The 20,376-nt window shown below is 72.1% G+C and carries 18 protein-coding genes; 10 read left to right on the top strand and 8 right to left on the bottom strand.

Features of this window, described 5'->3' with window-relative positions; translation table 11 throughout:
• Positions 1-51: 51 nt before the first annotated feature.
• Positions 52-474, bottom strand: coding sequence for a hypothetical protein (locus tag ACX9MN_RS33665; RefSeq protein ID WP_139257096.1), 423 nt, complete (start codon positions 472-474; stop codon positions 52-54).
• Between the two features lie 593 nt (positions 475-1,067).
• Between ACX9MN_RS33665 and ACX9MN_RS33660 the strand changes: the two genes are divergently transcribed.
• The 3 genes from ACX9MN_RS33660 to ACX9MN_RS33650 all read left to right on the top strand — a co-directional run bounded on the left by ACX9MN_RS33660 (position 1,068) and on the right by ACX9MN_RS33650 (position 4,899).
• Positions 1,068-2,114: an ABC transporter ATP-binding protein gene (locus ACX9MN_RS33660; RefSeq protein WP_091927598.1), complete on the top strand. Its 1,047-nt coding sequence runs from the start codon at positions 1,068-1,070 to the stop codon at positions 2,112-2,114.
• Between the two features lie 81 nt (positions 2,115-2,195).
• Positions 2,196-3,221 carry an extracellular solute-binding protein gene (locus ACX9MN_RS33655; protein WP_020095934.1) on the top strand — a complete coding sequence of 342 codons (1,026 nt, stop codon included), beginning with the start codon at positions 2,196-2,198 and terminating at the stop codon, positions 3,219-3,221.
• Positions 3,222-3,237: 16 nt separating this feature from the next.
• Positions 3,238-4,899, top strand: a complete 1,662-nt coding sequence (locus tag ACX9MN_RS33650; protein WP_091682162.1) for an ABC transporter permease — start codon at positions 3,238-3,240, stop codon at positions 4,897-4,899.
• A gap of 118 nt (positions 4,900-5,017) precedes the next feature.
• On the opposite strand, the gene ACX9MN_RS33645 is transcribed toward ACX9MN_RS33650, so the two are convergent.
• Positions 5,018-5,803, bottom strand: a complete 786-nt coding sequence (locus tag ACX9MN_RS33645) for an SDR family NAD(P)-dependent oxidoreductase (RefSeq protein WP_020095932.1) — start codon at positions 5,801-5,803, stop codon at positions 5,018-5,020.
• Positions 5,804-5,917: 114 nt separating this feature from the next.
• Between ACX9MN_RS33645 and ACX9MN_RS33640 the strand changes: the two genes are divergently transcribed.
• Together ACX9MN_RS33640 and ACX9MN_RS33635 are read left to right on the top strand one after the other, a co-directional pair.
• The gene (locus ACX9MN_RS33640) at positions 5,918-6,814 is read left to right on the top strand and encodes a LysR family transcriptional regulator (RefSeq protein WP_489726564.1); all 897 of its coding nucleotides are present in this window, start codon (positions 5,918-5,920) and stop codon (positions 6,812-6,814) included.
• Between the two features lie 357 nt (positions 6,815-7,171).
• Complete coding sequence (locus ACX9MN_RS33635; RefSeq protein WP_020095930.1) at positions 7,172-7,444, top strand: usg protein; 273 nt, start codon at positions 7,172-7,174, stop codon at positions 7,442-7,444.
• Positions 7,445-7,576: 132 nt separating this feature from the next.
• On the opposite strand, the gene ACX9MN_RS33630 is transcribed toward ACX9MN_RS33635, so the two are convergent.
• The 3 genes from ACX9MN_RS33630 to ACX9MN_RS33620 all read right to left on the bottom strand — a co-directional run bounded on the left by ACX9MN_RS33630 (position 7,577) and on the right by ACX9MN_RS33620 (position 10,163).
• Positions 7,577-9,145: a GMC family oxidoreductase gene (locus ACX9MN_RS33630; RefSeq protein ID WP_091927600.1), complete on the bottom strand. Its 1,569-nt coding sequence runs from the start codon at positions 9,143-9,145 to the stop codon at positions 7,577-7,579.
• A 108-nt stretch (positions 9,146-9,253) separates the two neighbouring features.
• On the bottom strand, positions 9,254-9,790 hold the full coding sequence (locus tag ACX9MN_RS33625) for a gluconate 2-dehydrogenase subunit 3 family protein (RefSeq protein ID WP_244527024.1): 537 nt from the start codon (positions 9,788-9,790) through the stop codon (positions 9,254-9,256).
• Positions 9,791-9,857: 67 nt separating this feature from the next.
• Positions 9,858-10,163, bottom strand: a complete 306-nt coding sequence (locus ACX9MN_RS33620; RefSeq protein ID WP_489726563.1) for a VOC family protein — start codon at positions 10,161-10,163, stop codon at positions 9,858-9,860.
• 254 nt (positions 10,164-10,417) lie between these two features.
• Here ACX9MN_RS33620 and ACX9MN_RS33615 point away from each other — a divergent pair, with 254 nt between their 5' ends.
• Both ACX9MN_RS33615 and ACX9MN_RS33610 read left to right on the top strand, forming a co-directional pair.
• Positions 10,418-10,858, top strand: a complete 441-nt coding sequence (locus ACX9MN_RS33615; RefSeq protein WP_489726656.1) for a ribbon-helix-helix domain-containing protein — start codon at positions 10,418-10,420, stop codon at positions 10,856-10,858.
• Between the two features lie 78 nt (positions 10,859-10,936).
• On the top strand, positions 10,937-11,782 hold the full coding sequence (locus ACX9MN_RS33610; protein WP_489726562.1) for an aspartate dehydrogenase: 846 nt from the start codon (positions 10,937-10,939) through the stop codon (positions 11,780-11,782).
• A gap of 151 nt (positions 11,783-11,933) precedes the next feature.
• Here ACX9MN_RS33610 and ACX9MN_RS33605 read toward each other — a convergent pair whose 3' ends face one another.
• The 3 genes from ACX9MN_RS33605 to ACX9MN_RS33595 all read right to left on the bottom strand — a co-directional run bounded on the left by ACX9MN_RS33605 (position 11,934) and on the right by ACX9MN_RS33595 (position 15,944).
• Positions 11,934-13,283 (bottom strand): dicarboxylate/amino acid:cation symporter, encoded by a 1,350-nt coding sequence (locus ACX9MN_RS33605; protein WP_489726561.1) that lies wholly within the window; start codon positions 13,281-13,283, stop codon positions 11,934-11,936.
• An 82-nt stretch (positions 13,284-13,365) separates the two neighbouring features.
• Positions 13,366-14,817, bottom strand: a complete 1,452-nt coding sequence (gene aspA / locus ACX9MN_RS33600; RefSeq protein WP_100253099.1) for an aspartate ammonia-lyase — start codon at positions 14,815-14,817, stop codon at positions 13,366-13,368.
• Between the two features lie 227 nt (positions 14,818-15,044).
• Positions 15,045-15,944, bottom strand: a complete 900-nt coding sequence (locus tag ACX9MN_RS33595; RefSeq protein ID WP_489726560.1) for a LysR family transcriptional regulator — start codon at positions 15,942-15,944, stop codon at positions 15,045-15,047.
• A gap of 817 nt (positions 15,945-16,761) precedes the next feature.
• On the opposite strand from ACX9MN_RS33595, the gene ACX9MN_RS33590 reads away from it, so the two are divergent.
• The 3 genes from ACX9MN_RS33590 (at position 16,762) to ACX9MN_RS33580 (ending at position 20,334) form a co-directional block, all read left to right on the top strand.
• Positions 16,762-17,130 carry a hypothetical protein gene (locus ACX9MN_RS33590; RefSeq protein ID WP_489726559.1) on the top strand — a complete coding sequence of 123 codons (369 nt, stop codon included), beginning with the start codon at positions 16,762-16,764 and terminating at the stop codon, positions 17,128-17,130.
• Between the two features lie 229 nt (positions 17,131-17,359).
• The gene (locus ACX9MN_RS33585) at positions 17,360-18,931 is read left to right on the top strand and encodes an ABC transporter substrate-binding protein (RefSeq protein WP_489726655.1); all 1,572 of its coding nucleotides are present in this window, start codon (positions 17,360-17,362) and stop codon (positions 18,929-18,931) included.
• Positions 18,932-19,152: 221 nt separating this feature from the next.
• Positions 19,153-20,334 (top strand): serine hydrolase domain-containing protein, encoded by a 1,182-nt coding sequence (locus ACX9MN_RS33580; protein ID WP_489726558.1) that lies wholly within the window; start codon positions 19,153-19,155, stop codon positions 20,332-20,334.
• Positions 20,335-20,376 lie beyond the last annotated feature (42 nt).

Genomic DNA, 20,376 nt, shown 5'->3' with positions numbered 1-20,376 from the left:
GGCCAGACCGGGAGCCTGTCCGCTGAGGGATCGACCGGCGGGATCAAACACCTAGTTGATCAGGCAGAAGCCGGCTTCCGCCCTGTCGACGCCGCCGACGCGCCTCCCGGTCTCGCAACTCGGGGCGACGGCGCGCACCGCTTGGACACGCGGCGTTTCGGGCGGCGGGCGGAGGAGGGTGGGCTGTGGCCGAAGCTCCGGCTCGCGCGCTTCGGCCGGCGTGTTCGCCACCGCTGCCGCGGCCGCCGCAGGAACGGCCGCAGCGATGGGGGCCGGCGCGATCGCGATGGTGGGACGGTAGCCGGCACGGCCGCTCGGGGCCGTGTCGGTCGCGGCGACAGACGGAGGCAACGCGGGTCGCTGCGCCGTCGACGACCGCCCGAAGAACAGACGCCCGCGCCCGCGCGCCTCGACGGTGTCGATGCTACCCACAAGTGTAGAGAACGCCACACCTGCCACCAGCCACGCGCGCATGATGTCCCCCACCGCACGCGAGGAGTATGGCATCGAACCAATTCAATAGTGCTGCCATGACCTTTCAAATTCGATTGATTTGATGAATGCAGAACGCGGGATCTCCGCGCGCCTGACCTGTCAGCACCGAGCCGCGATCGACCGGACAACGCTGTCCTTCAGCAAGAGCGGCTCCCGGCGCGCCGATGACCGATTGCGCCGTGCACCGTCCGCCGTGTCGCGTGCTGAGCCGACCGATACGGTGTGGTCGCGCAGCCGGGAGGATACGCCCCACGGCAAGTCTCGCGGGCAGGACTTCCGGGCACGACCCACCGGCAAGCCTTCTTACGCGCGCCGGACCCGCGGCGCCGGAGACCGGGGCCGAGACAGCCGGACGTCAGGTACCGGGGCGGCCCAACCAACGACACCCTGGAGCCGCACCGCCCGGCGGGCCGCGCCGTGCCGGAGGGCCGGATGAGAACGGTGACTCCACCCGTTCTCGATCGAGGGCCCGTCGCCCGCCGGATCTCCTGCCCGTGTTTCGACGCCGCAAGACTTCTCCGACCGACGCGTCGCCCGGCGCCGGTTCAGGTCCCGCCGCGGGGCAACTCGCGGTGTCGGGCGTGAGCCGACGCTACGGCCGGACGCTGGCGCTGGACAACGTGTCGCTGACGCTCGGTCCGGGCGAGATCCTGGCGGTGCTCGGCGCCTCCGGCTGCGGGAAGAGCACGCTGCTGCGGCTCATCGCCGGCCTGGACGCGCCGGACGCGGGCGAGATCGCCTTCGGCGATCGCCGCGTCGCCGGGCGCGGCCGCAACGCGCCGCCCGCGAGCCGCGGCGTGGGCCTGATGTTCCAGGACTACGCGCTGTTTCCCCACCTCACCGTGCTGGCCAATGTCCGCTTCGGCCTCGCCCATCTCCGCGGCGCGGACGCGCGGGACATCGCCCGCGAGCGCCTCGATCAGGTCGGGCTGGCACACCGCGCCGACAGCTATCCGGGCACGCTGTCGGGCGGAGAGGCGCAGCGGGTGGCGCTCGCCAGGGCCCTGGCCCCGCGTCCGCGGGTGCTGCTCCTCGACGAGCCGTTCTCGAACCTCGATGCCGGCACCCGCGAGCGTGTCCGCGCCGACACCCTGGCGGTCCTGCGGCGGGACGGCATCGGCGCGATCCTCGTCACGCACGACGCGGCCGAGGCGGTCGCCTGCGCGGACCGCATCGTCCTGATGCACCGGGGTCGGATCGTCCAGAGCGGCAGCGCCGAGGCGCTGTACGCCGCGCCGGCGACGCCGTTCGCCGCCCGGGCGCTCGGCGAGATCATCGAGATTCCGGGCCGCGCCGTCGACGGCCACGTCGCGACACCCCTCGGCACGCTGCCCCGGCCCGACGCCGTGCCGGAGGGCGCGGTCAAGGTCTGCCTGCGCCCGGAGGCGATCCGCCTCGGGCCGGCGGGTGCCGGGGTGCCGGCCAGGATCCTGGGCCGGGCCTTCGCGGGGCCGCGCCTGCGCCTGGACATCGCGGTCGCGGGCCTCGGCGCGCCGCTGCGCCTCGACCTCCCGCCGGAGGCCGTCCCGGGCGAGCAGGTCGGCATCGAGCTGCTGCCCGGGCGCGCCCACGTCTTCCCGCTGCCGGACGGAGTCCAAGTGTTGTCAGATTGTAATTAGAATACATCTAAATAAATCCGCCTTGCAGAGCGCATTCTTACTGTATAGCACCGGCTCGTCGCTCGACGAACGGGGTTTATCATGTTGGACGTCTGCAGAACCGGAGCCTGGGCGAGCCTGTGCCTGTCTCTCTGCTTCGGCGGACCGGCCTACGCGGCCGAGGTCAACCTCTACACCACCCGCGAGCCGGGCCTGATCCGGCCGCTGCTCGACGCCTACACGGCGCAGAGCGGCGTCACCGTGAACACGGTCTTCGTGGAGAAGGGGCTGGCCGAGCGGGTCGCCGCGGAGGGCGCGCGCTCGTCCGCCGACGTCCTCATGACGGTCGATATCGGCAACCTGATCGAACTCGTCGACCGCGACCTGACCCAGCCGGTGCGCTCGCCCGTGCTCGAAGCGGCCGTGCCGGCGCCCCTGCGCGGCGCCGACGGGCGCTGGTTCGCCCTCTCGATGCGCGCGCGCGTGCTCTACGCCGACACGGGCCTGAACGATCTCGCGGCCGCGACCTACGAATCGCTCGCCGACCCGCGCTGGAAGGGCAAGGTGTGCCTGCGCTCGGGCCAGCATCCCTACAACACCGCCCTGATCGCCGCCTTCCTCGTCCGCCACGGCGCGGAGAAGACGGAGGCGTGGCTGCGGGGCGTGAAGGACAACCTCGCCCGCAAGGCGACGGGCGGCGACCGGGACGTGGCCCGCGACATCGCGGCCGACCTCTGCGAGGTGGGCCTCGGCAATTCCTACTATGTCGGACTGATGCGCTCGGGTCGCGGCGGGGCGGACCAGCAGAAATGGGGCGCGGCCATCAAGGTCGTGCTGCCGACCTTCGAGGGCGGGGGCACGCACGTGAACGTGTCGGGGGCGGTCGTCGCCAAGAACGCGCCGAACCGCGACCAGGCGGTCAAGCTCCTCGAGTACCTCGTCTCCGACGCCGCGCAGGCGCTCTACGCCAAGGTCGACTACGAGTATCCGGTGAAGGCCGGCGCCCCGATCGAGCCGCTGCTCGCGGAACTCGGTCCGCTGAGCGTCGATCCGACGCCGCTCGTCGAGATCGCCCGCAACCGCAAGGCGGCGAGCCTGCTCGTCGACAAGGTCGGCTTCGACAACTGAGTTCGAGCCGGGCCGGATGTCGGTGACCCGCTCTCTGGGCTGGGCGGGGGCGGTCGCCCTGGCGGCGCTGCTGCTCGCGCCCGTGATCTCCCTGGGCTTCACGGCGTCCGAGGGCGGCGGCGAGCTGTGGCCGCACCTCGCCGCCTACGTGCTGCCGCAGGCGATCCGCGACACCGCCCTGCTGCTCGCGGGCGTCGGCCTGCTGGTGATCGGGCTCGGGACCGCGACGGCGTGGCTGGTCGCGGCGTTCGACTTCCCCGGTCGGCGCCTCCTCGAGGCCGCCCTGCTGCTGCCGCTGGCGATGCCGACCTACGTGGTCGCCTACGCCTATCTCGACCTGCTGCACCCGCTCGGGCCGTTCCAGGTCGGGCTGCGGGGCCTGCTCGGCCTGTCGAGCCCGCGCGATCTCGCCCTGCCGGACCTGCGCTCGCTGCCGGGCTGCAGCCTGCTGCTCGGCTTCGTGCTCTACCCTTACGTCTATCTGCCGACCCGCGCGCTGTTCCTGATGCAGGCCGGCTCGCTGCTGGAAGCCGCGCGCACGCTCGGGGCCGGGCCGTGGCGCAGCTTCCTGCGGATCGCCCTCCCGCTCGCGCGGCCGGCGATCGCCCTCGGCACCGGCCTCGCCCTGATGGAGGCGCTCAACGATGTCGGCGCGGCCGAGTTCCTGGGGGTGCGCACGCTGACGGTGCAGGTCTACGCCACCTGGGTGAACCGCTCGGACCTGCCCGGCGCCGCGCAGATCGCGCTGGTGATGCTGGCCGCGGTGGTCGCGGTCGTCGGCCTCGAACGGCTCGCGCGGGCCGGCCGCGGCTATGCCGGGGGCGCCCGCCGCCACACGGCCGGCGCGCGCCGCCGGCTGGACGGCTGGCGGGCCGGGGCGGCCCTGGCCCTGGGCACGGCCCCCGTCGCGATCGGATTCCTGGTGCCGGCGGGCTCTCTCGGCCTCGAGGCGTGGCGCCGGATCGACGCGAGCGGCTTGCCCGACGCGCTCGCCGCCCAGGCCCTCAACACGGTCTACTACGCGGGCCTCGCCACGGCGGTGACGGTGCTGGCGGGCCTGGCGGTGGCGGCCGTTCCCTCCCTGCTGAGCGCCCGGGCCGGGCGCCTGCTCATCGGCGCGGCCGGGATCGGCTACGCCATGCCCGGGACCGTGCTGGCGGTCGGGCTCCTGGGTCCTCTGGCGCTGGTCGAGGCCGGGTTGTTCGAGGCCGGCCTGACGACCGCACGGGTGGGGCTCGGGACCGGCGCCGCCCTCGTCATCGCCTACGCCCTGCGCTTCCTGACCGTCACGGTGGGCGCCAGCGAGGCCGGCTTCGCGCGGATCCCGCGCACCATCCCCGACGCCGCGCGGGTGCTCGGGCGGGGTCGGCTCGCCACGCTGGTCACCGTGCAGCTGCCGCTGGCCTGGCCCGCGGTGCTGAGCGGCGGCCTCCTCGCCTTCGTCGACATCGCCAAGGAGCTGCCGGTGACGCTGCTCCTGCGTCCCCTCAACGTCGAGACGTTGAGCACGCATCTCTACGGCGAGGCGGCGCGCGGCACGTACGAGGACGGCGCCGTCGCCGCCGTGCTCATCGTGATGATCGGTCTCCTCCCGGTGACGCTCCTGCTCAGGCTCGACCGGAACGCGATCGGGCCGGGACGGTTGGCCGGGGAAGAGCCGCGGACCGGCCGGGGATAGGCCGGGGAGAGGCCGGGGAGAGGTCGGGGATCGATCGCCCGCCCTTCGCGCCGCCCGCTCCGCGCGCCGGTATCCGGCCCGTGCCGCGCGCCCGTCTCCGCGTCGCGGGCCTCGGCGGTCAGGCGACGGTCGGCACGATCCCGCCCTCGACCCGGAGCGCGGCGCCGTTGGTCGCGGCGGCGAGGGGACTCGCCAGGTAGGCGATCATGGCGGCGACCTCATCCGGCTCGATCAGGCGCTGGATCAGCGACAGCGGCCGATGGAGCCGGAAGAACTCCGCCTCCATCGCCTCGGGCGACAGGTCGGGATCGGAGGCGACACTCTTCAGGAAATCGCCGATCCCGTCGGAGCGCGTGGGCCCGGGCAGCACCGTGTTCACGGTGACGCCGCTGCCCTTGGTGAGCTGGGCGAGTCCGCGGGCGATCGTCAGCTGGGCCGATTTGGTCACGGCGTAGTGGATCATGTCGGGCGGCGGCACGATCCCGGACTCGCTCGAGACGAACAGGACGCGCCCCCAGCCGCGCGCCTGCATCCCCGGGAGATAGGCCTGCGCGAGCCGGGCCCCCGACACGACGTTGACCGCGAACAGGCGGTGCCAGTCGTCGTCGGCGATGTCCGGGAAGGCCTTGGCCTCGTAGATCCCGAGATTGTTGACGAGGATGTCGACCGCGGGGGCCGCGCGCACGAGCGCGGCAGCGCCCTCGGCCGTGGCGGGATCGGCCAGGATCGCGCGCGCGCGGCCCGCGGCGGCGACCGCGGCCGCGGCCGCGTCGAGCTTGGCCTGCTGGCGCCCCGCGATGATGACCTCCGCGCCCTCCGCGGCCAGCCGTTTGGCCACGGCGAGACCGATCCCGGCGGTCGAGCCGGTGACCAGGGCGCTTCGTCCCGTGAGCTGAAGATCCATGACGGTTCGTCCTCGTTGCCGTGTCGGTCCCGAGGAGATGGACGGCCGCCAGATTGCTGAGTAGCAGGCATCGCGGCACGATGATCGTGACTTCGGTGCACGAGTGGCGGCGCGATGGACAACCGGCTCGGGGACATGGAGGCGTTCCTCCAGGCGACGCGGTGCGGCAGCTTCGCGGCGGCCGCCAAGGCCCTGCGGCAAACCCCCTCCGCCGTGAGCCGGGCCGTCGCCCGCCTTGAGGCGCGCCTCGGGGTCGCGCTGCTCCGGCGCACGACCCGATCCCTGACCCTGACCCCGGAAGGCGAGGCCTATCGCGAGCGGGCCGCCGAGCTGATGGCGGAACTCGACGCGATGGAGCGGGGCCTCACCCAGACCGCCGCCGAGCCGAGCGGGCGGCTCCGGGTGAACGCCTCGGTCCCGTACGGGACCCACGTCGTCCTGCCGGTCCTGCCGCGCTTTCTCGCGCAGCACCCGCGGATGAGCCTGGATCTCGCCCTGACCGACGAGGTGATCGACCTGCCCGCCACGCAGGCGGACGTCGCGATCCGGATCGGCCCACTCCGCGACACCCGCCTGCGGGCCCGACGCCTCGGGCGCAGCCGGATGATCGTGGTCGCCGCCCCCGCCTATCTCGCGCGGGAAGGTGTCCCGGAGCATCCCGACGACCTCGCGGCGCACAAGTGCCTCAACTTCAGCTTCCGCCGCTCCCTCGATACCTGGCCGTTCCGCGTCGGAGCCGATCTCAACCAGCGGCCGATCCAGGGGAATTTCTACGGCAATTCCGGCGAGGTGGTGCGCCTGATGGCGCTCGGCGGCGCCGGGATCGCCCGCCTCGCCCGGTTCCATGTGGCGGCCGATCTCGCGGTCGGTCGGCTCGTGCCGGTGCTGGAGGCGTTCAACCCCGGCGATGCCGAGGACGTCCACGTCCTCTATGTCGGCCACGCGCGCTTGGCGCTGCGCATCCGAAGCTTCGTCGATTTCCTCGCCGCCCACGCGACGGTGGAGGAATGACATCGGCGCGGCAGACGCTTCACGAGCGATGCCTCGACTGCAGTAATATTGAGTTTCATTGCTAGAAGACGCGCAATATTTGAGACGCTTGGGTCCTGAACAGGATCAGATCCGGCGACGGAGAGGCCGGCTCGCGGTCCGGGCGCTGGAACCGAGTGTCGCCGAGCCCGTCCTGCGCGGCCCGACCTCGGTGCAGCGCGCGCCTGCGCGCGACCCCGAACCGCTCTGGCAGCCATCGGCCGCTCTGAGTGCTAACCGACTGAGATCGCGGGCGATTCGGCGTTTGTTAACAGCTCAGCCGGCAACTTTCTTGCTTCGTCGTGGGTCACTGTCACGATGCGCGCAGGAGGGGCCGCCATGAGCGTTTCGACCGCCTTCCGTCGTCAGCTGGAAGGCTACAGCCTGACGACAGCCGAGATCCTGTATCACCTGCCCGACCATCCCCACCTGCTCCAGACCTTCATCTGGCAGCAGCACGATCTCTTCCCCGTCTTCCCGGAGCTGAAGCGCTTCCTGGCCTTCTGGCAGGGCGCCCTCGATGGGCCGCTGCATTCGGTGAAGGTGGCCCACAGCCGCCTGATCAGGCCCGCGGAATTGCGGGCCGTCGGCAGCGAGTTTCACCTCCACTGACGCCGGGGGCGGGAGCCGAGCTTTCCGCGGACCCGCGCGGGAAGCGCGATCGCGATGGTCGCGGAGATCGCGGAGATCGCGGAGATCGCGGAGATCGCCTGCGCCGGCCGGATGCGGGTGCCGGGTCCGCGCTCAGATCTCGCCGCGACTCATCCGCTTGGCGATGTGGTCCGCCTGCCGCAGGGCCAGCGCGACGATGGTGAGGGTCGGATTCTCCGCGGCGCCGGTCGTGAACTGGGAGCCGTCCGAGACGAACAGGTTCTCGACATCGTGGGCTTGGCCGAAGCGGTTGACGACGCCGTCCCGGGGCTTCGCGCTCATGCGGTTCGTGCCGAGGTTGTGCGTCGACGGATAGGGCGGGGTGCGGATGGTGCGGACCGCGCCGACGGCCTCGTAGAGGGCGCTGCCCTGCCTGTAGGCGTGCTCGCGCATCGCCTCGTCGTTGGGATGGTCGGCGAAATGGACCGACGCGACCGGCATCCCGTAGGCATCCGTGTCGTCCGACAGGGTGATGCGGTTGTCGGAACAGGGCATGTCCTCGCCCACGATCCAGAGGCCCGCCATGTTCCGGTACTTGTCGAGGGCGCCGGTGAAGTCGCGGCCCCACGTCTGCGGGTCGAGGAACGCCGCCATGAAGGGCAGGCCCAGGGAGAGCGTCTCGAGCTCGTAGCCGCCGACGAAGCCGCGGCTCGGATCGTGCCGGGCCTCGTCGCGCACGATGCCGGCCATCGTGGTGCCGCGGTACATGTGGACCGGCTTCTCGAAGATGGCGTAGACCGAACCGGTCGTGTGGCGCATGTAGTTGCGCCCGACCTGCCCCGACGCGTTGGCCAGACCGTCGGGGAACTTCGCCGAGTGCGAATTGAGGAGGAGTCTCGGGCTCTCGATGGAGTTGCCGGCCACGGCGACGGCCCGCGCTCTCTGCCGGTGCTCGACGCCGTCCTTGTCGGCGTAGACCACGCCGGTGACCTTGCCGCCGGGATCGTGCTCGATCCGCAGCACCTGGCAGCCCGAACGGACCTCGAGCCGGCCCGTGGCCTCGCCCTTCGGGATCTCCGCGATGAGCGTCGACCACTTGGCGCCCGACTTGCACCCCTGGAAGCAGAAGCCGAGCTGCATACACGCGGCACGGTCGTCGCGCGGCTCGGAGTTGATGGCCATCCGGCCGGTATGCACCTCCGTGTAGCCGATCTTGCGGGCGCCGGCCTCGAGCACCTTGAAGTTGTTGTTGCCCGGCAGGCCCGGGATGCCGTTGGTGCGCGTGACGCCCATCCGGTTCTCGGCCATGGCGTACCAGGGGTCCATCTCCGGGAGGTCGACGGGCCAGTCGAGGAGGTTGGCCCCCTTCACGGCGCCGTAATGCGTGCGCGTCCTGAACTCGTGCTCCTGGAAGCGCAGCGACGCGCCCGCCCAGTGCACGGTCGAGCCGCCGACGGCCTTCACGATCCAGGCCGGCAGGTTGGGGAACGTCTTGGCGATCGGCCACGGCCCGGTGGCGTGCCGCTTGTCCTTCCAGGCGAGCTGGGCGAACGAATCCCACTCGTCGTTGACGAAGTCGAAGGTCTCGTGCCGGTCGCCCGCCTCGAGGATGACGGTGTCGATGCCCTTGAGCGCGAGCTGGGTCCCGAGGGTCCCGCCGCCGGCGCCCGAGCCGACGATGACGAAGACGGAGCCGTCGCTGAGGTCGTAGGGAGCTGACATGGTTTCCTCCTGCCGCGGATGGGCCCCGTCCCGTCTTCGCGCGGGATGGTCGAACCGAGCGGTGAATGCGTGTCGCGCGCGGCCGTCGGCGCGGGCGCCGGGCCGCCGTCAGAGCCAGTCGATGTCGTCGAAGCCGCGCTCCAGGTAGCCGCCCTTGTCGAAGGAGGCGCCCTCGTAGCCGAAGATCGGCCAAAGCTCCTTCTGGTTGTAGAGACCGACGATCAGGTTGGCCCGCACCTTCTGGAAGAACGGGGTCGGCTCGATGGTCTCGAGGAGGGCTGCCCGGTCCGTATCCTGCGGGACCTTGGCGTAGGGCAGGCGGTGCCTCTCGACGGCCGCCCGGTTGAGCGCGGCCATCCCGTCCTCGAGGAGCGTCAGTTCTCCTGGAGCGGTCCGCGCCGCGTCGTCGAGGATCTGCACCGCGGCGGCGTAGTACCTGTCGGCGACGCGGTCGTGCGGGTAGCAGTCGCGCGACATCTGCACGAGCGAGGCGAAGGTCTCGGGCTTCGTCGCCTTCGGCATCTGCGCCCAGGCCCGCCCGGTCACGCTGCCGTCCGGCATGACAGCGACCGCGAGCAGCGTCGAGCCCGCGGCGCCCAGGAAGCCGCGGCGGGACAGGTGCGCGCCCGTCTCCTGCATCCTCATCCCGTCCTCCCCTGTCCGTGTCGGTCGTGCCGGTGCCGCGGCGGCCGATGGCGGCCGTCGCGGGTCATCAGGCGAAGCGCCAACCGCGGGCGAGCACCTCGATCTTGTGCTCGTCCGGGTCGTCGATGAAGCAGGAGCGCGCCGTGCCCGGGGCGGCCCCCACGCCCAGGCCGCAGGCGCCGTCGTGGCCCGTGTTGACCGTCAGCTCCGACGCGAGACCGGACGCGGCATGCGCGAGATCGATCGGGGTGAAGGTTTCGAAGCCGGGCCGGTCGGCGGTGTCGAGGCCGAAGGCGGTCCGGTAGAAACGCGCGGAGCGCGCCGCGTCCCGGACCCGGATCATCGCGGGGATCCGCTCGGGCATGTCGGACATGTCGCGCATGATCCCCCCTGTCGAGGCCCGAGGCCGACGGCCCCGAGGGGTCCCGCCGAGCGGAAACTTAGAGCCGCTCCAGCGTGCGGTGGTAGTATCATGCTACTGCGGAGCGGGCCCGCGACGATCCGCGGAGCGCGTTCTGCCAGGGCCCGAGACGCGGTGGAAACAGGCGCGCGCTGCATTATTGTTCCTCATTCCGGGGAAGCGCGGGCGGTCGCCGCGGGTGAGCGGCGCGGATCGCAGGGGTGGACATGTGCAATCTGTACTCGGGGATGCCGTCCGCCGACTACGAGGGCGAGACCCGCTCCATCCGGCTCGGCGGACACTCGACCTCGATCAGGATCGAGGTGATGTTCTGGAACGTGCTCGAGGACATCGCCGCCGCTCAGGGCATGACCCTTCCGCGCCTCGTGACGCTTCTCTACGACGAAGTGCTCGCTCTCCACGGTGAGGCACGCAATTTCGCCTCGCTCCTGCGGTGCGCGTGCCTGAGGCACCTCGAGATGAAGGCGGCGCGCCTCGCCTCGGCGCAGCGGCGCGCCGTGGAACAGCGCGGCAGGGTCGCGGGGGACGTCGACAGCGCCCTGGAAAGGATCGACGACCGTGACGTCGGCGTCGGACACGTCGCGCGGACCGCGCGCGCCCTGCGCGGCGACGCGGTCCGGCCGCGCGATGCCCGCGGCGAGGGCTAAGGCGCGTCCCCCCCGGCATGGCCGATGCAGAGGGCTGGCGCGGTCGGCCGCTCCGGCCCCGATGAACGGATACCCGACATGCCGCTGCAGGAAGCCCCGAGGTCGCCCATCCGCGGCGGTCGCATCGCGATCGCCGGCCTCGGCACCGTCGGGCTGGCCGTGGCGCGCGCGCTCGATGCGGGCGCCATATCGGGGCTGAGGCTGACCGCCGTCGCCGTTCGCGATGCCGCGAGAGCCCGGGCCGCCCTCGCGGCGCTCGCGGAGCCGCCGGAGGTCGTCACCGCGTTCGACGCCCTGGAGCCGCGGGCCGACATCGTGCTGGAATGCGCGCCGTCCCAGCATCTCCCGGCGATCGTGCGGCCCTTCGTGGCGGCGGGGAAGACCGCGATCGTGCTGAGCTGCGGCGCGCTCCTCGATCACGAGGACCTCGTGGCGACGGCCCGCGCCCACGGCGGTCAGATCGTCGTCCCGACCGGCGCGCTGCTCGGCCTCGACGCCGTGACGGCCGCCGCGGAGGGCACCATCCGCACGGTGCGGATAATCACCCGCAAGCCCGTGCGCGGCCTCGTCGGCGCCCCCTACCTCGCGGAGAACGGCATCGAGATCGGCGGCATCACCGAGCCGATGCGCATCTTCGCCGGCAGCCCCCGCGAGGCGGCCCGCGGCTTCCCGGCGAATCTCAACGTCGCGGTCGCGCTCTCGCTGGCCGGCATCGGTCCCGACCGGACCGAGCTCGAGATCTGGGCCGACCCCGGCCTGGAGCGCAACACGCACCGCATCGAGGTGGAGGCCGACACCGCGCGCTTCGCGATGACGATCGAGAACGTCCCGACCGACGAGAACCCCCGTACGGGCCGCATCACGGCCCTGTCGGCCATCGCCTACCTGCGCAAGCTCACAGCCCCGCTCCGGGTCGGAACCTGACAGACCGGCCCCGGCCGGCACGGCCCCTGCCGCCGCGCCCCCGCGCCCGGAGCGGTGCCCGGGCGCGGTCGCCTCTCAGAGCCCGGAGCGGTCCGTGACAGCGGCGAGCGGCGCGATCCCGTCCGCCATCGAGCGGGCCACGGCGGCGCCGTCAAGCGCGGGCGGCGCCGGCCGCGGGCCGCGCGGCGAGGTCGAGGCGCGGCCCCGCGGGCTCCGCGCTCACCTCCCGGACGCCGCCCGCGATCTCACCCCGCCACTTGGCGACCGCCGCGGTGGCGAGCCCGTTACCGAGGACGTTCGTGACGGTGCGCCCCATGTCGAGGATCTGGTCGATGCCCATGATCAGCAGGATGCCGGCGGCCGGGAGACCGAACATCGGCACGGTGGCGGCCACCACGACCAACGAGGCCCGCGGCACGCCGGCGATGCCCTTGCTCGTCACCATCATGACGAGCAGCATCGTCAGCTGCTCGCCGAAGCCCATGTGAATCCCGAACGCCTGGGCGATGAACAGGGCGGCCATGGCCTGGTACATCATCGAGCCGTCGAGGTTGAACGAGTACCCGAGCGGCAGCACGAACCCCGTCACGCGCGGGCGCACCCCGAAGCGCTCCAGCACCTCGACGGTGCGCGGGAAGGCGGCCTCGCTGCTCGCCGTCGAGAAGGCGAGGATCATCGGGGCGCGCAGCAGGCGCAGCAGCTCCACCACGCGGCGGCCCAGCACGGCCCAGCCGGCAGCGATCAGCAGCAGCCAGAGCAGGGACAGGCCCGCGTAGAAGCTGGCGATGAACTTGCCGTAATCGAGAAGGACGCCGAGCCCTTGGACGGTGACGACCGCCGCGATGGCCGCGAAGACGGCGATCGGCGCGAGCCGCATCACCGTGTCGGTGACCCTGAACATCACGCGGGCGAGGCCGTCGAGAAGCTGCACCATCGGCTCGCTGTAGCGCCGGTCGATCGTGCTGAGACCGAAGCCGAAGAAGATCGAGAAGACCAGGATCTGCAGCACCTCGTTGCCGGCCATGGCCGAGACGATGCTGGTCGGGAAGACGTGGACGAGGAAGTCGCGCAGGTTCAGCGAGGCGGCCTTCAGGCCGGTCTGCGCCCCCGCGTCGGGCAGCGGCAGGCCCAGGCCCGCGCCCGGCTGGAACAGGTTCGCGGTCAGGAGCCCGAGGGTGAGCGAGACGACCGAGGCGGTGACGAACCAGCCCATGGCCAGCGCGGCGACCCGGCCGACCGAGCGGGCGTCGCCGAAGCTCGCGATGCCGGCCACGATGGTGGCGAACACGAGCGGCGCGATGATCATCTTGATCAGACGCAGGAAGATGTCGGTCGCGAGGGTGAAGTGCGCCGCGAACGCCTTGGCCTCGTCGGGTCCGGCCGCCAGTCCGTGCAGGACGGCGCCGACGAGGATGCCGAGTGCCAGCCCGAGCCCGGTATAGAGCGTGAGCCGGCCCGAGCGCGATGTCGTGGAATCCGGGTCCGTATCGGCGTGCGTCATCCGTTGTCCTCCCATGGGATCGTGTTGTTCGGCGTGCGGGACCCGACCGCTGGCGTCGCGGGCGCGGATCCCGGATTCTGGATCAGGCCCCGGCGACGGCCCGGGCGATGACCGGATCGGGGGCTTGCGGGCGGGTCAGCCGCTCGGGCCGGAGGACCGCGTCGAGCTGCGCGCGGGCCATCAGCCCCTTCTCGAGCACGAGGTCGTAGACGCCGCGACCGGTCGCGTGCGCCTCCATGGCGACGGCCGTCGCGTTGCGGTAGCCGATATAGGGGTTGAGCGCGGTCACGATCCCGATCGAGTGCTCGACGCTGGCGCGCAGCCGTTCGCGGTTGGCGGTGATGCCCCGCACGCAGTGGAGATCGAGCGTGCGGCAGGCGGCTTCGAGATGCGCGAAGCTGCGGAACAGGCTGTAGGCGATCACGGGCTCGAAGGCGTTGAGCTGCAGCTGGCCGGCCTCGGCCGCGAAGCTGATCGTCACGTCGTTGCCGATCACCTCGAACGCCACTTGGTTCACCACCTCGGGGATCACAGGATTGACCTTGCCGGGCATGATCGAGGAGCCGGCCTGCCGGGCCGGCAGGTTGATCTCGCCGAAGCCCGCGCGCGGACCGCTGGAGAGCAGGCGCAGGTCGTTGCAGGTCTTGGACAGCTTCACGGCCACCCGCTTGAGGACGCCGGACACCTGCACGAAGGCGCCGCAATCCTGGGTTGCCTCGACCAGATCCTCGGCCGTGACGAGCGGGATGCCGGTGATCTCGGACAGCCGCGCGCGGACCGCGGCCGCGTAGAGGGGATGCGCGGTGATGCCGGTCCCGATCGCGGTGGCGCCCATGTTGATCTCGCGGATCAGCAGCTCGGCCTCGCCCAGCCGGGCCTCGTCCTCGCCGAGCATGCGCGCGTAGGTGCCGAATTCCTGGCCGAGCGTCATCGGCACCGCGTCCTGCAGCTGGGTGCGGCCCATCTTGAGCACGTCGGAGAACTCGGCGGCCTTGGCCTCGAAGCTGCCGCGCAGCGACGCCATCGCGGCGACGAGCCGACGGATCGCGCCGATGCCGGCGATCTTGAGGGCCGTCGGGTACACGTCGTTGGTGCTCTGGCCCATGTTGACGTGCTCGTTCGGGTGCAGCTGCCCGTAGGCGCCGCGGGCGTGGCCGAGCAGTTCGAGCGCGCGGTTGGCCACGACCTCGTTGGCGTTCATGTTGGTCGAGGTCCCGGCCCCGCCCTGGATGAGATCGACCACGAACTGATCGTGCAGGCCGCCGGCCCGGATCTCCTCGCAGGCCGCCACGATCGCGTCGCAGCGCGCCGCATCGAGCAGTCCGAGTTCCCGGTTGGCGAGCGCCGCCGCCTGCTTGATCGCCGCGAGCGCCCGGATCAGGTCCGGGCAGGTGGCCAGCGTGGTGCCGGTGATCGGGAAGTTCTCGACCGCGCGCAGGGTATGGATGCCCCAGTAGGCCGCCTGCGGAACCTCGCGGTCGCCCAGGAGGTCGTGCTCGGTGCGGGTGGCGGCGGCGGAAGCGATCTCGGACACGGCTCTCTCCTCGCGCGCGGAAGCGATCCGGCGCGCCGTAGGGCAGGACGGTTGGGCAGACGATTGCGCGTGAGTGACCGGCCCACGTGAGGGGGCGTCGACGCTCTCGACGGTGCGCGATGAAGGGTCGCCGCCAGTCGCCCCGCCCTCACGGGCGGCCGCGCCTGACCGGCCGGCGTCTGATAGTCCCGGTGCCGGCGGGCCGCCAATGCTAGTTGCGACCAGAACTATTCCGAACCGGAATAGTTCTTCGAATCCGCGGCGGCGGCCGACCAGACGGCCTCCAGGAACGGCCGGGCCCGCTCCGCGCTGCGGTACAGCCGGATCTCCATCGACATCTCGGGGCTGACGATGGCGAGCGCGCCCGCCGCGATCTCGCCGGCCACGAGGCTCCTCGGCAGCCACGCGACCCCGTGTCCCGCGAGCGCCATCGACCGCAGGGCCTCGGCCATCGAGTTCTCGTTCGTGTGGACCGGATAGGTCGCGGGCGCGCCCTCCCGCGCCTGGGCGATGGCGGCGAGCCGGCCCAGGAAGGAGCCGCGGGAATATTGCAGGAGCGGCAGGCGCCCTTCCCGGTCGCGGGGGAGATCCGTCGGCGCCGCCACGGCCACGAGGCTGTCCTGGCCGACGACGAGGCAGGGAAAGCGATCGGGCCCGAGCGGGATCGGGATGCCCGGATGGTGATAGGTCAGCATGAGGTCGTAGCCGCCCTCGACCAGGGCCTGGAGGCAGATGTTGAAGTTCTCCGGCAGCACGCGGCTGCTCATCGCACCGAGCTCGCCCCGGAGCGCGCCGAGCCAGCGCGGCAGGAAGGAGAGGCAGAGCGAATGCAGGGCCGTGATGGCGACGACGGGCAGGCTCGACCGATCGCTGCGGTTGCGGAAGTCGGCGCGGCTGAGGGTGAGGAGGCGCACCACCTCCTCGGCGGTCTCGAGGAAGTGGCGCCCGTCCGCCGTGAGGGTGATCGGGTAGGTGCTGCGGTCGAGCAAGGCCGTGCCGAGCCAGACCTCCAGGGAGCGGATGCGGCGGCTGAACGCCGATTGCGTGACGTGCCGCGCCTCGGCCGAGCGTGAGAAGCTACGGGTCTCGGCGAGGCTGAGGAAGTCCTCGATCCACTTCAGTTCCATCGCCGGCCGGGCCACGTTCCAGGGGTCACGGCCTTGAAACGCCGAAAGGGCGGGCCCGGCAAGCGGGGCGGGCGCGTCCGCGCCGACGCGGTCCGGCGCCCGATCCTGGGCGATCGTGGCCGATCCTGCCGAGAACCGCGCGCGCCGACGGCGCGGCCCGGAGCGGCTCAGAGCGGTCCGCCAGGCGCCCCTCGGACGAATCGAGGCGGCCCGATCGTGGGCTGCGCGATAAGTCTCAACGCGACGGTGGCCGTCACGACGGCGTCGGAGGAGCGGCGCGGGGCGCTCCCCCGGCAGGCGGGCTCAGGCGAAGTGCGTCGGCAGACTCAGGGCCTGCGCGTAAGTCACCAGCGCGATCGCGCCGCCGATGAGGGTCGCGGCTATGGTGATGCGGTTCGTCCAGGTCATCGTCGTCTCCATCGGGCTCGCGACTGTCGTCGCGGTGTGATCCCGATGTAGGCTCAAGCTTTCAGGCCCGGCGTGTTCCGGAGCACCCGCGCCGACGGCGTTGCCGGAGCGACGGGGTCGCCGTGGCCGCCGGCGCGGACCGCGGCCGGCTCGGGGAGCGCCCGACCGAACGGCCCCTCCGGCGGCCCGCGGCGATCGTGCAGGCGTGCGGCACATCGAACGACACGGCGCAGCGATGTGACCGCGGGGCCTCAGCCGCGGGCGCGGCGGCCCGCGACAGGGTGCTACGTCCTTCGGTCGAGCCCCGAGCACCACAAATGATGGCGACGGAAACGCCCGCGCGGGCTCTGCGCCTGGACAGGACTGGTCCGAGTCTGGGTCAGCCTCGGCGGCCGGCCGCAAGATCAGCATGAGCCGGCTGGCCGCGATCCGAGAGCGTCGCAGGACACACATGCAGGAAACACCCCGCAGAGTCGTGATCCGAACGGATCCCGATTTCGAACAGGCCGTGATCGGCGGATTCAAGCTGGTCGAAGACGCCTACGCGCGCGGGATCATCTCTTGGATGCGCCGGTGCGCGTTGCTGGACCTGTTGGCGAGCGGCGAGTCCGAGCTGTACGAGAGGCGCACCTATGTGACGCCGCATTCGGACCCGGATGCGATCCAGATCGGCGTCTACTTGGAACCGACTTGGGCCTTCCTGATCGAACTCGGTCTGCTGACGCCGGAGATGACCGCGCCCGAACAGGCCGATTCCGGGGCCGACCGCGAGCGCTAGGGCCCGAGGCGCCGGGACGGAGGCTCCGGCCCGGCGGACGCGGGGTCATGCAGGGAGCTCGCGGCGCGAGTTGCCCCGCCGCTGTGCTCCGGACACCGCCCGCTGACGCGGCCGCGCGCGCCGGGGCGCGGCCCCGCGTTTGCCTCGCTGCCTCTCCGAGGGCACCATGCGACGCGACGAGGGTGACGGGCGCACGGTCTCCGATGGCATCCAGCACGAGCGCTCTGCGATGAGGCGCCGCGAGGTCCTCGCCGCCCTGGCCGCCGCCGCGGTCGCGCGGCCCGCCGTCGCGCAGCCCGCCAAGGTCCTGCGCTTCATCCCGGAAAGCGACGTCGCGGTGATCGACCCGATCTGGACGACGGCGACCGTGACGCGCAACCACGGCTACCTCGTCTTCGACACCCTCTACGGCCAGACCGCGGGCTACGAGTTCCAGCCGCAGATGGTCGAGGGCCACGCCGTCGAGGCGGATGGCCGCCTCTGGCGCCTGACCCTGCGCGAGGGCCTGCGCTTCCACGACGGCGCGCCGGTGCTGGCGCGCGACGTGGTGGCGAGCGTGCGCCGCTTCGCCGCCCGCGACGCCTTCGGCCGGGCGCTGATCGACGCCACCGACGAACTCGCGGCGACCTCCGACCGCGTCGTGCAGTTCCGCCTCAAGCGGCCGTTCCCGCTGCTGCCCGCGGCTCTGGGCAAGACCGGCACCTCGATGCCCTGCATCATGCCGGAGCGCCTGGCGAAGACCGACCCGAACACGCAGGTCACCGAGATGGTCGGCTCGGGCCCGTTCCGCTTCAAGGCGGACGAGCGCGTCCCGGGGGCGCTCACCGTCTACGAGCGCTTCGACGGCTACGTGCCCCGCCCGGACGGCGCGGCGAGTTTCACCGCCGGACCGAAGCGGGCCCATTTCGAGCGGATCGAGTGGCGGATCGTGCCCGACGCCTCCACCGCCGCGAGCGCGCTGGCGGCCGGCGAGGTCGACTGGTGGCAGAACCCGACGCCGGACCTGCAGGCGCTGCTCAGGAGCAGATCGGGGATCCGGCTGGAGGTGCTCGATCCGGCCGGCGGCATCGGCTGCCTGCGCTTCAACCACCTGCATCCGCCCTTCGACAATCCCGCGATCCGCCGGGCGCTGCTCGGCGCCATCGACCAGACCGAGTTCATGAGCGCGGTCGCGGGCGACGAGCGCGCCTTGTGGAAGGACCATGTCGGCGTCTTCAGCCCCGAGGCGCCGATGGCGACGCGCGCGGGCACCGACGGGCTGGTCGGCCCCCGCGACTACGCCGCGGTCAGGCGCGCCCTGGCGGAGGCCGGCTACCGGGGCGAGCGCGTCGTCATGCTCGACCCGACCGATTACCCGGCCACCCATCCCCTGGCCCTCGTCGCGGCCGAAGCCTTCCAGAAATGCGGGCTCGCCGTGGACCTCGTCGCGATGGACTGGGGGACCCTGGTGCAGCGCCGGGCGAGCCGCCAGCCCCCGGACAAGGGCGGCTGGAGCACCTTCGTCACCTACCTGAACGGCACCAACAACTTCGATCCCGCCGGCCAGCTCGGCATCCGCGGCAACGGCGACCAGGCCTGGTTCGGATGGCCCCGCGCGCCCCGTCTCGAGGAGCTGCGCGCCGCGTGGTTCACCGCGCCCGATTCTGCGGCGCAGAAGGCGATCTGCGCCGAGATCCAGCGACAGTTCTTCATCGACGTGCCGTACCTGCCGCTCGGCGCCTATTACGAGGCGACGGCCTATCGGGGCCTGACGGGCGTGCGCAACGGCTTCCCGCAATTCTACGACGTCAGGCCGGCCTAGAGCGCTCTCCACCGAAGTGGATACCGGTTCGGCGCAAGAGAGCGCGTCGAAACAGAGGCTTAGAGCCGCGCCCGGTCCGTACGTGGCGCGCCATCCTTCGCCGGGCCGGACCGTCGCCCCGGCGCGCGGCGCCCCGAGGACACCGGAGCCGATGCGCGTCGCCGTCCGGCCTTTCGCGGCCGCGGCGATGCGGGCGCGGTGGCGCGCGCTACATCGGTGCCATGCGGACTGCGCCAGTCTTCTCCTCCCGCCACCTCGACCGCCTCGGCGACCGCCTGACGGCCGATGTCGACAGCGGCGCGATCGCCGGGGCCGACATGCTCGTCGGCGGCGCGGACGGGGCGATCTGGCGACGCACCGTCGGCTACCGCGACCGCGTCGCGCGCGCGCCCCTCGGGCCAGACGCGCTCTGGCGCATCTACTCCATGACCAAGGTCGTCGTCTCCGCCGCGGCCATGGTGCTCGCCGAGCGCGGCGCCCTGCGCCTCGATCAGCCCGTGGCGGCGTTCATTCCCGCCTTCGAGCACCTGTCGGTGCTCGATCCGGACGGCGGCCTCAGGCCCGCCAGGGCCAGGCCGACCGTTCAGGATCTCCTGCGCCACACCGCCGGGATCGCCTACGGCTATCTCGGCGACGGGCCGGCGCGGCGCGCCTACGCGGCCGACGGCCTGCTCGCCGAGGATCTCGACAACGCGGCGTTCGCCGACCGGATCGCCCGCCTGCCGCTGGAGCACGAGCCCGGCACGGTGTGGCACTACTCGCACGCCACCGACGTGCTCGGCCGCGTCCTGGAGATCGCCGGCGGCGCGGATCTGCAGCGGGTCCTCGACGCGACCGTGCTCGAGCCGCTCGGCATGGCCGACACGCTGTTCCAGATCTCGGCCGCGATGGGATCACGCGTCGCGCAGCCGCTGCCGCAAGCACCGGGGCAGCGCCCTGTCTTTCACGATCCGGCGCAGCCGCGGCGCGGCCAGAGGGGCAATGGCGGCCTCGTATCGAGCACGGCGGACTGCGCCCGCTTCCTGCGCATGCTTCTCGCCGGCGGCAGTCTCGACGGCGCGCGCGTCCTGGCGCCGGCCAGCGTGCGGCTCATGACCTCGGATCATCTCGGGGCGGCGATCGCGAAGGCCGCCTACTATCCGCCGGGACCGGGCTACGGCTTCGGGCTGGGCGTGGCGGTCCGCCTGGCGGTGGGCGAGGCGCCGTTCCCCGGCAATGTCGGCGACTGGTTCTGGAGCGGCGTCGGAGGCACATACTTCTGGGTTGACCCTGTAGAGGGGTTCTTCGCGCTCCTGATGATGCAGACCTCCTCGGCCGACCAGCGCCAGCACTACCGCACGCTGACCCGCACCATGGTCTACGCCGCTCTGGAAGACCGTCGATTGTCCGAGACGTCTCCCTGAAGGACAAGGTCCGCCCGACGCATGTCTACGCCGGCGGCACGA

This window comes from Methylobacterium sp. 1A, assembly GCF_058072805.1.
The sequence above is the reverse complement of the archived record's forward strand: the minus strand, read 5'-3'. Positions and strand labels throughout refer to the sequence as shown.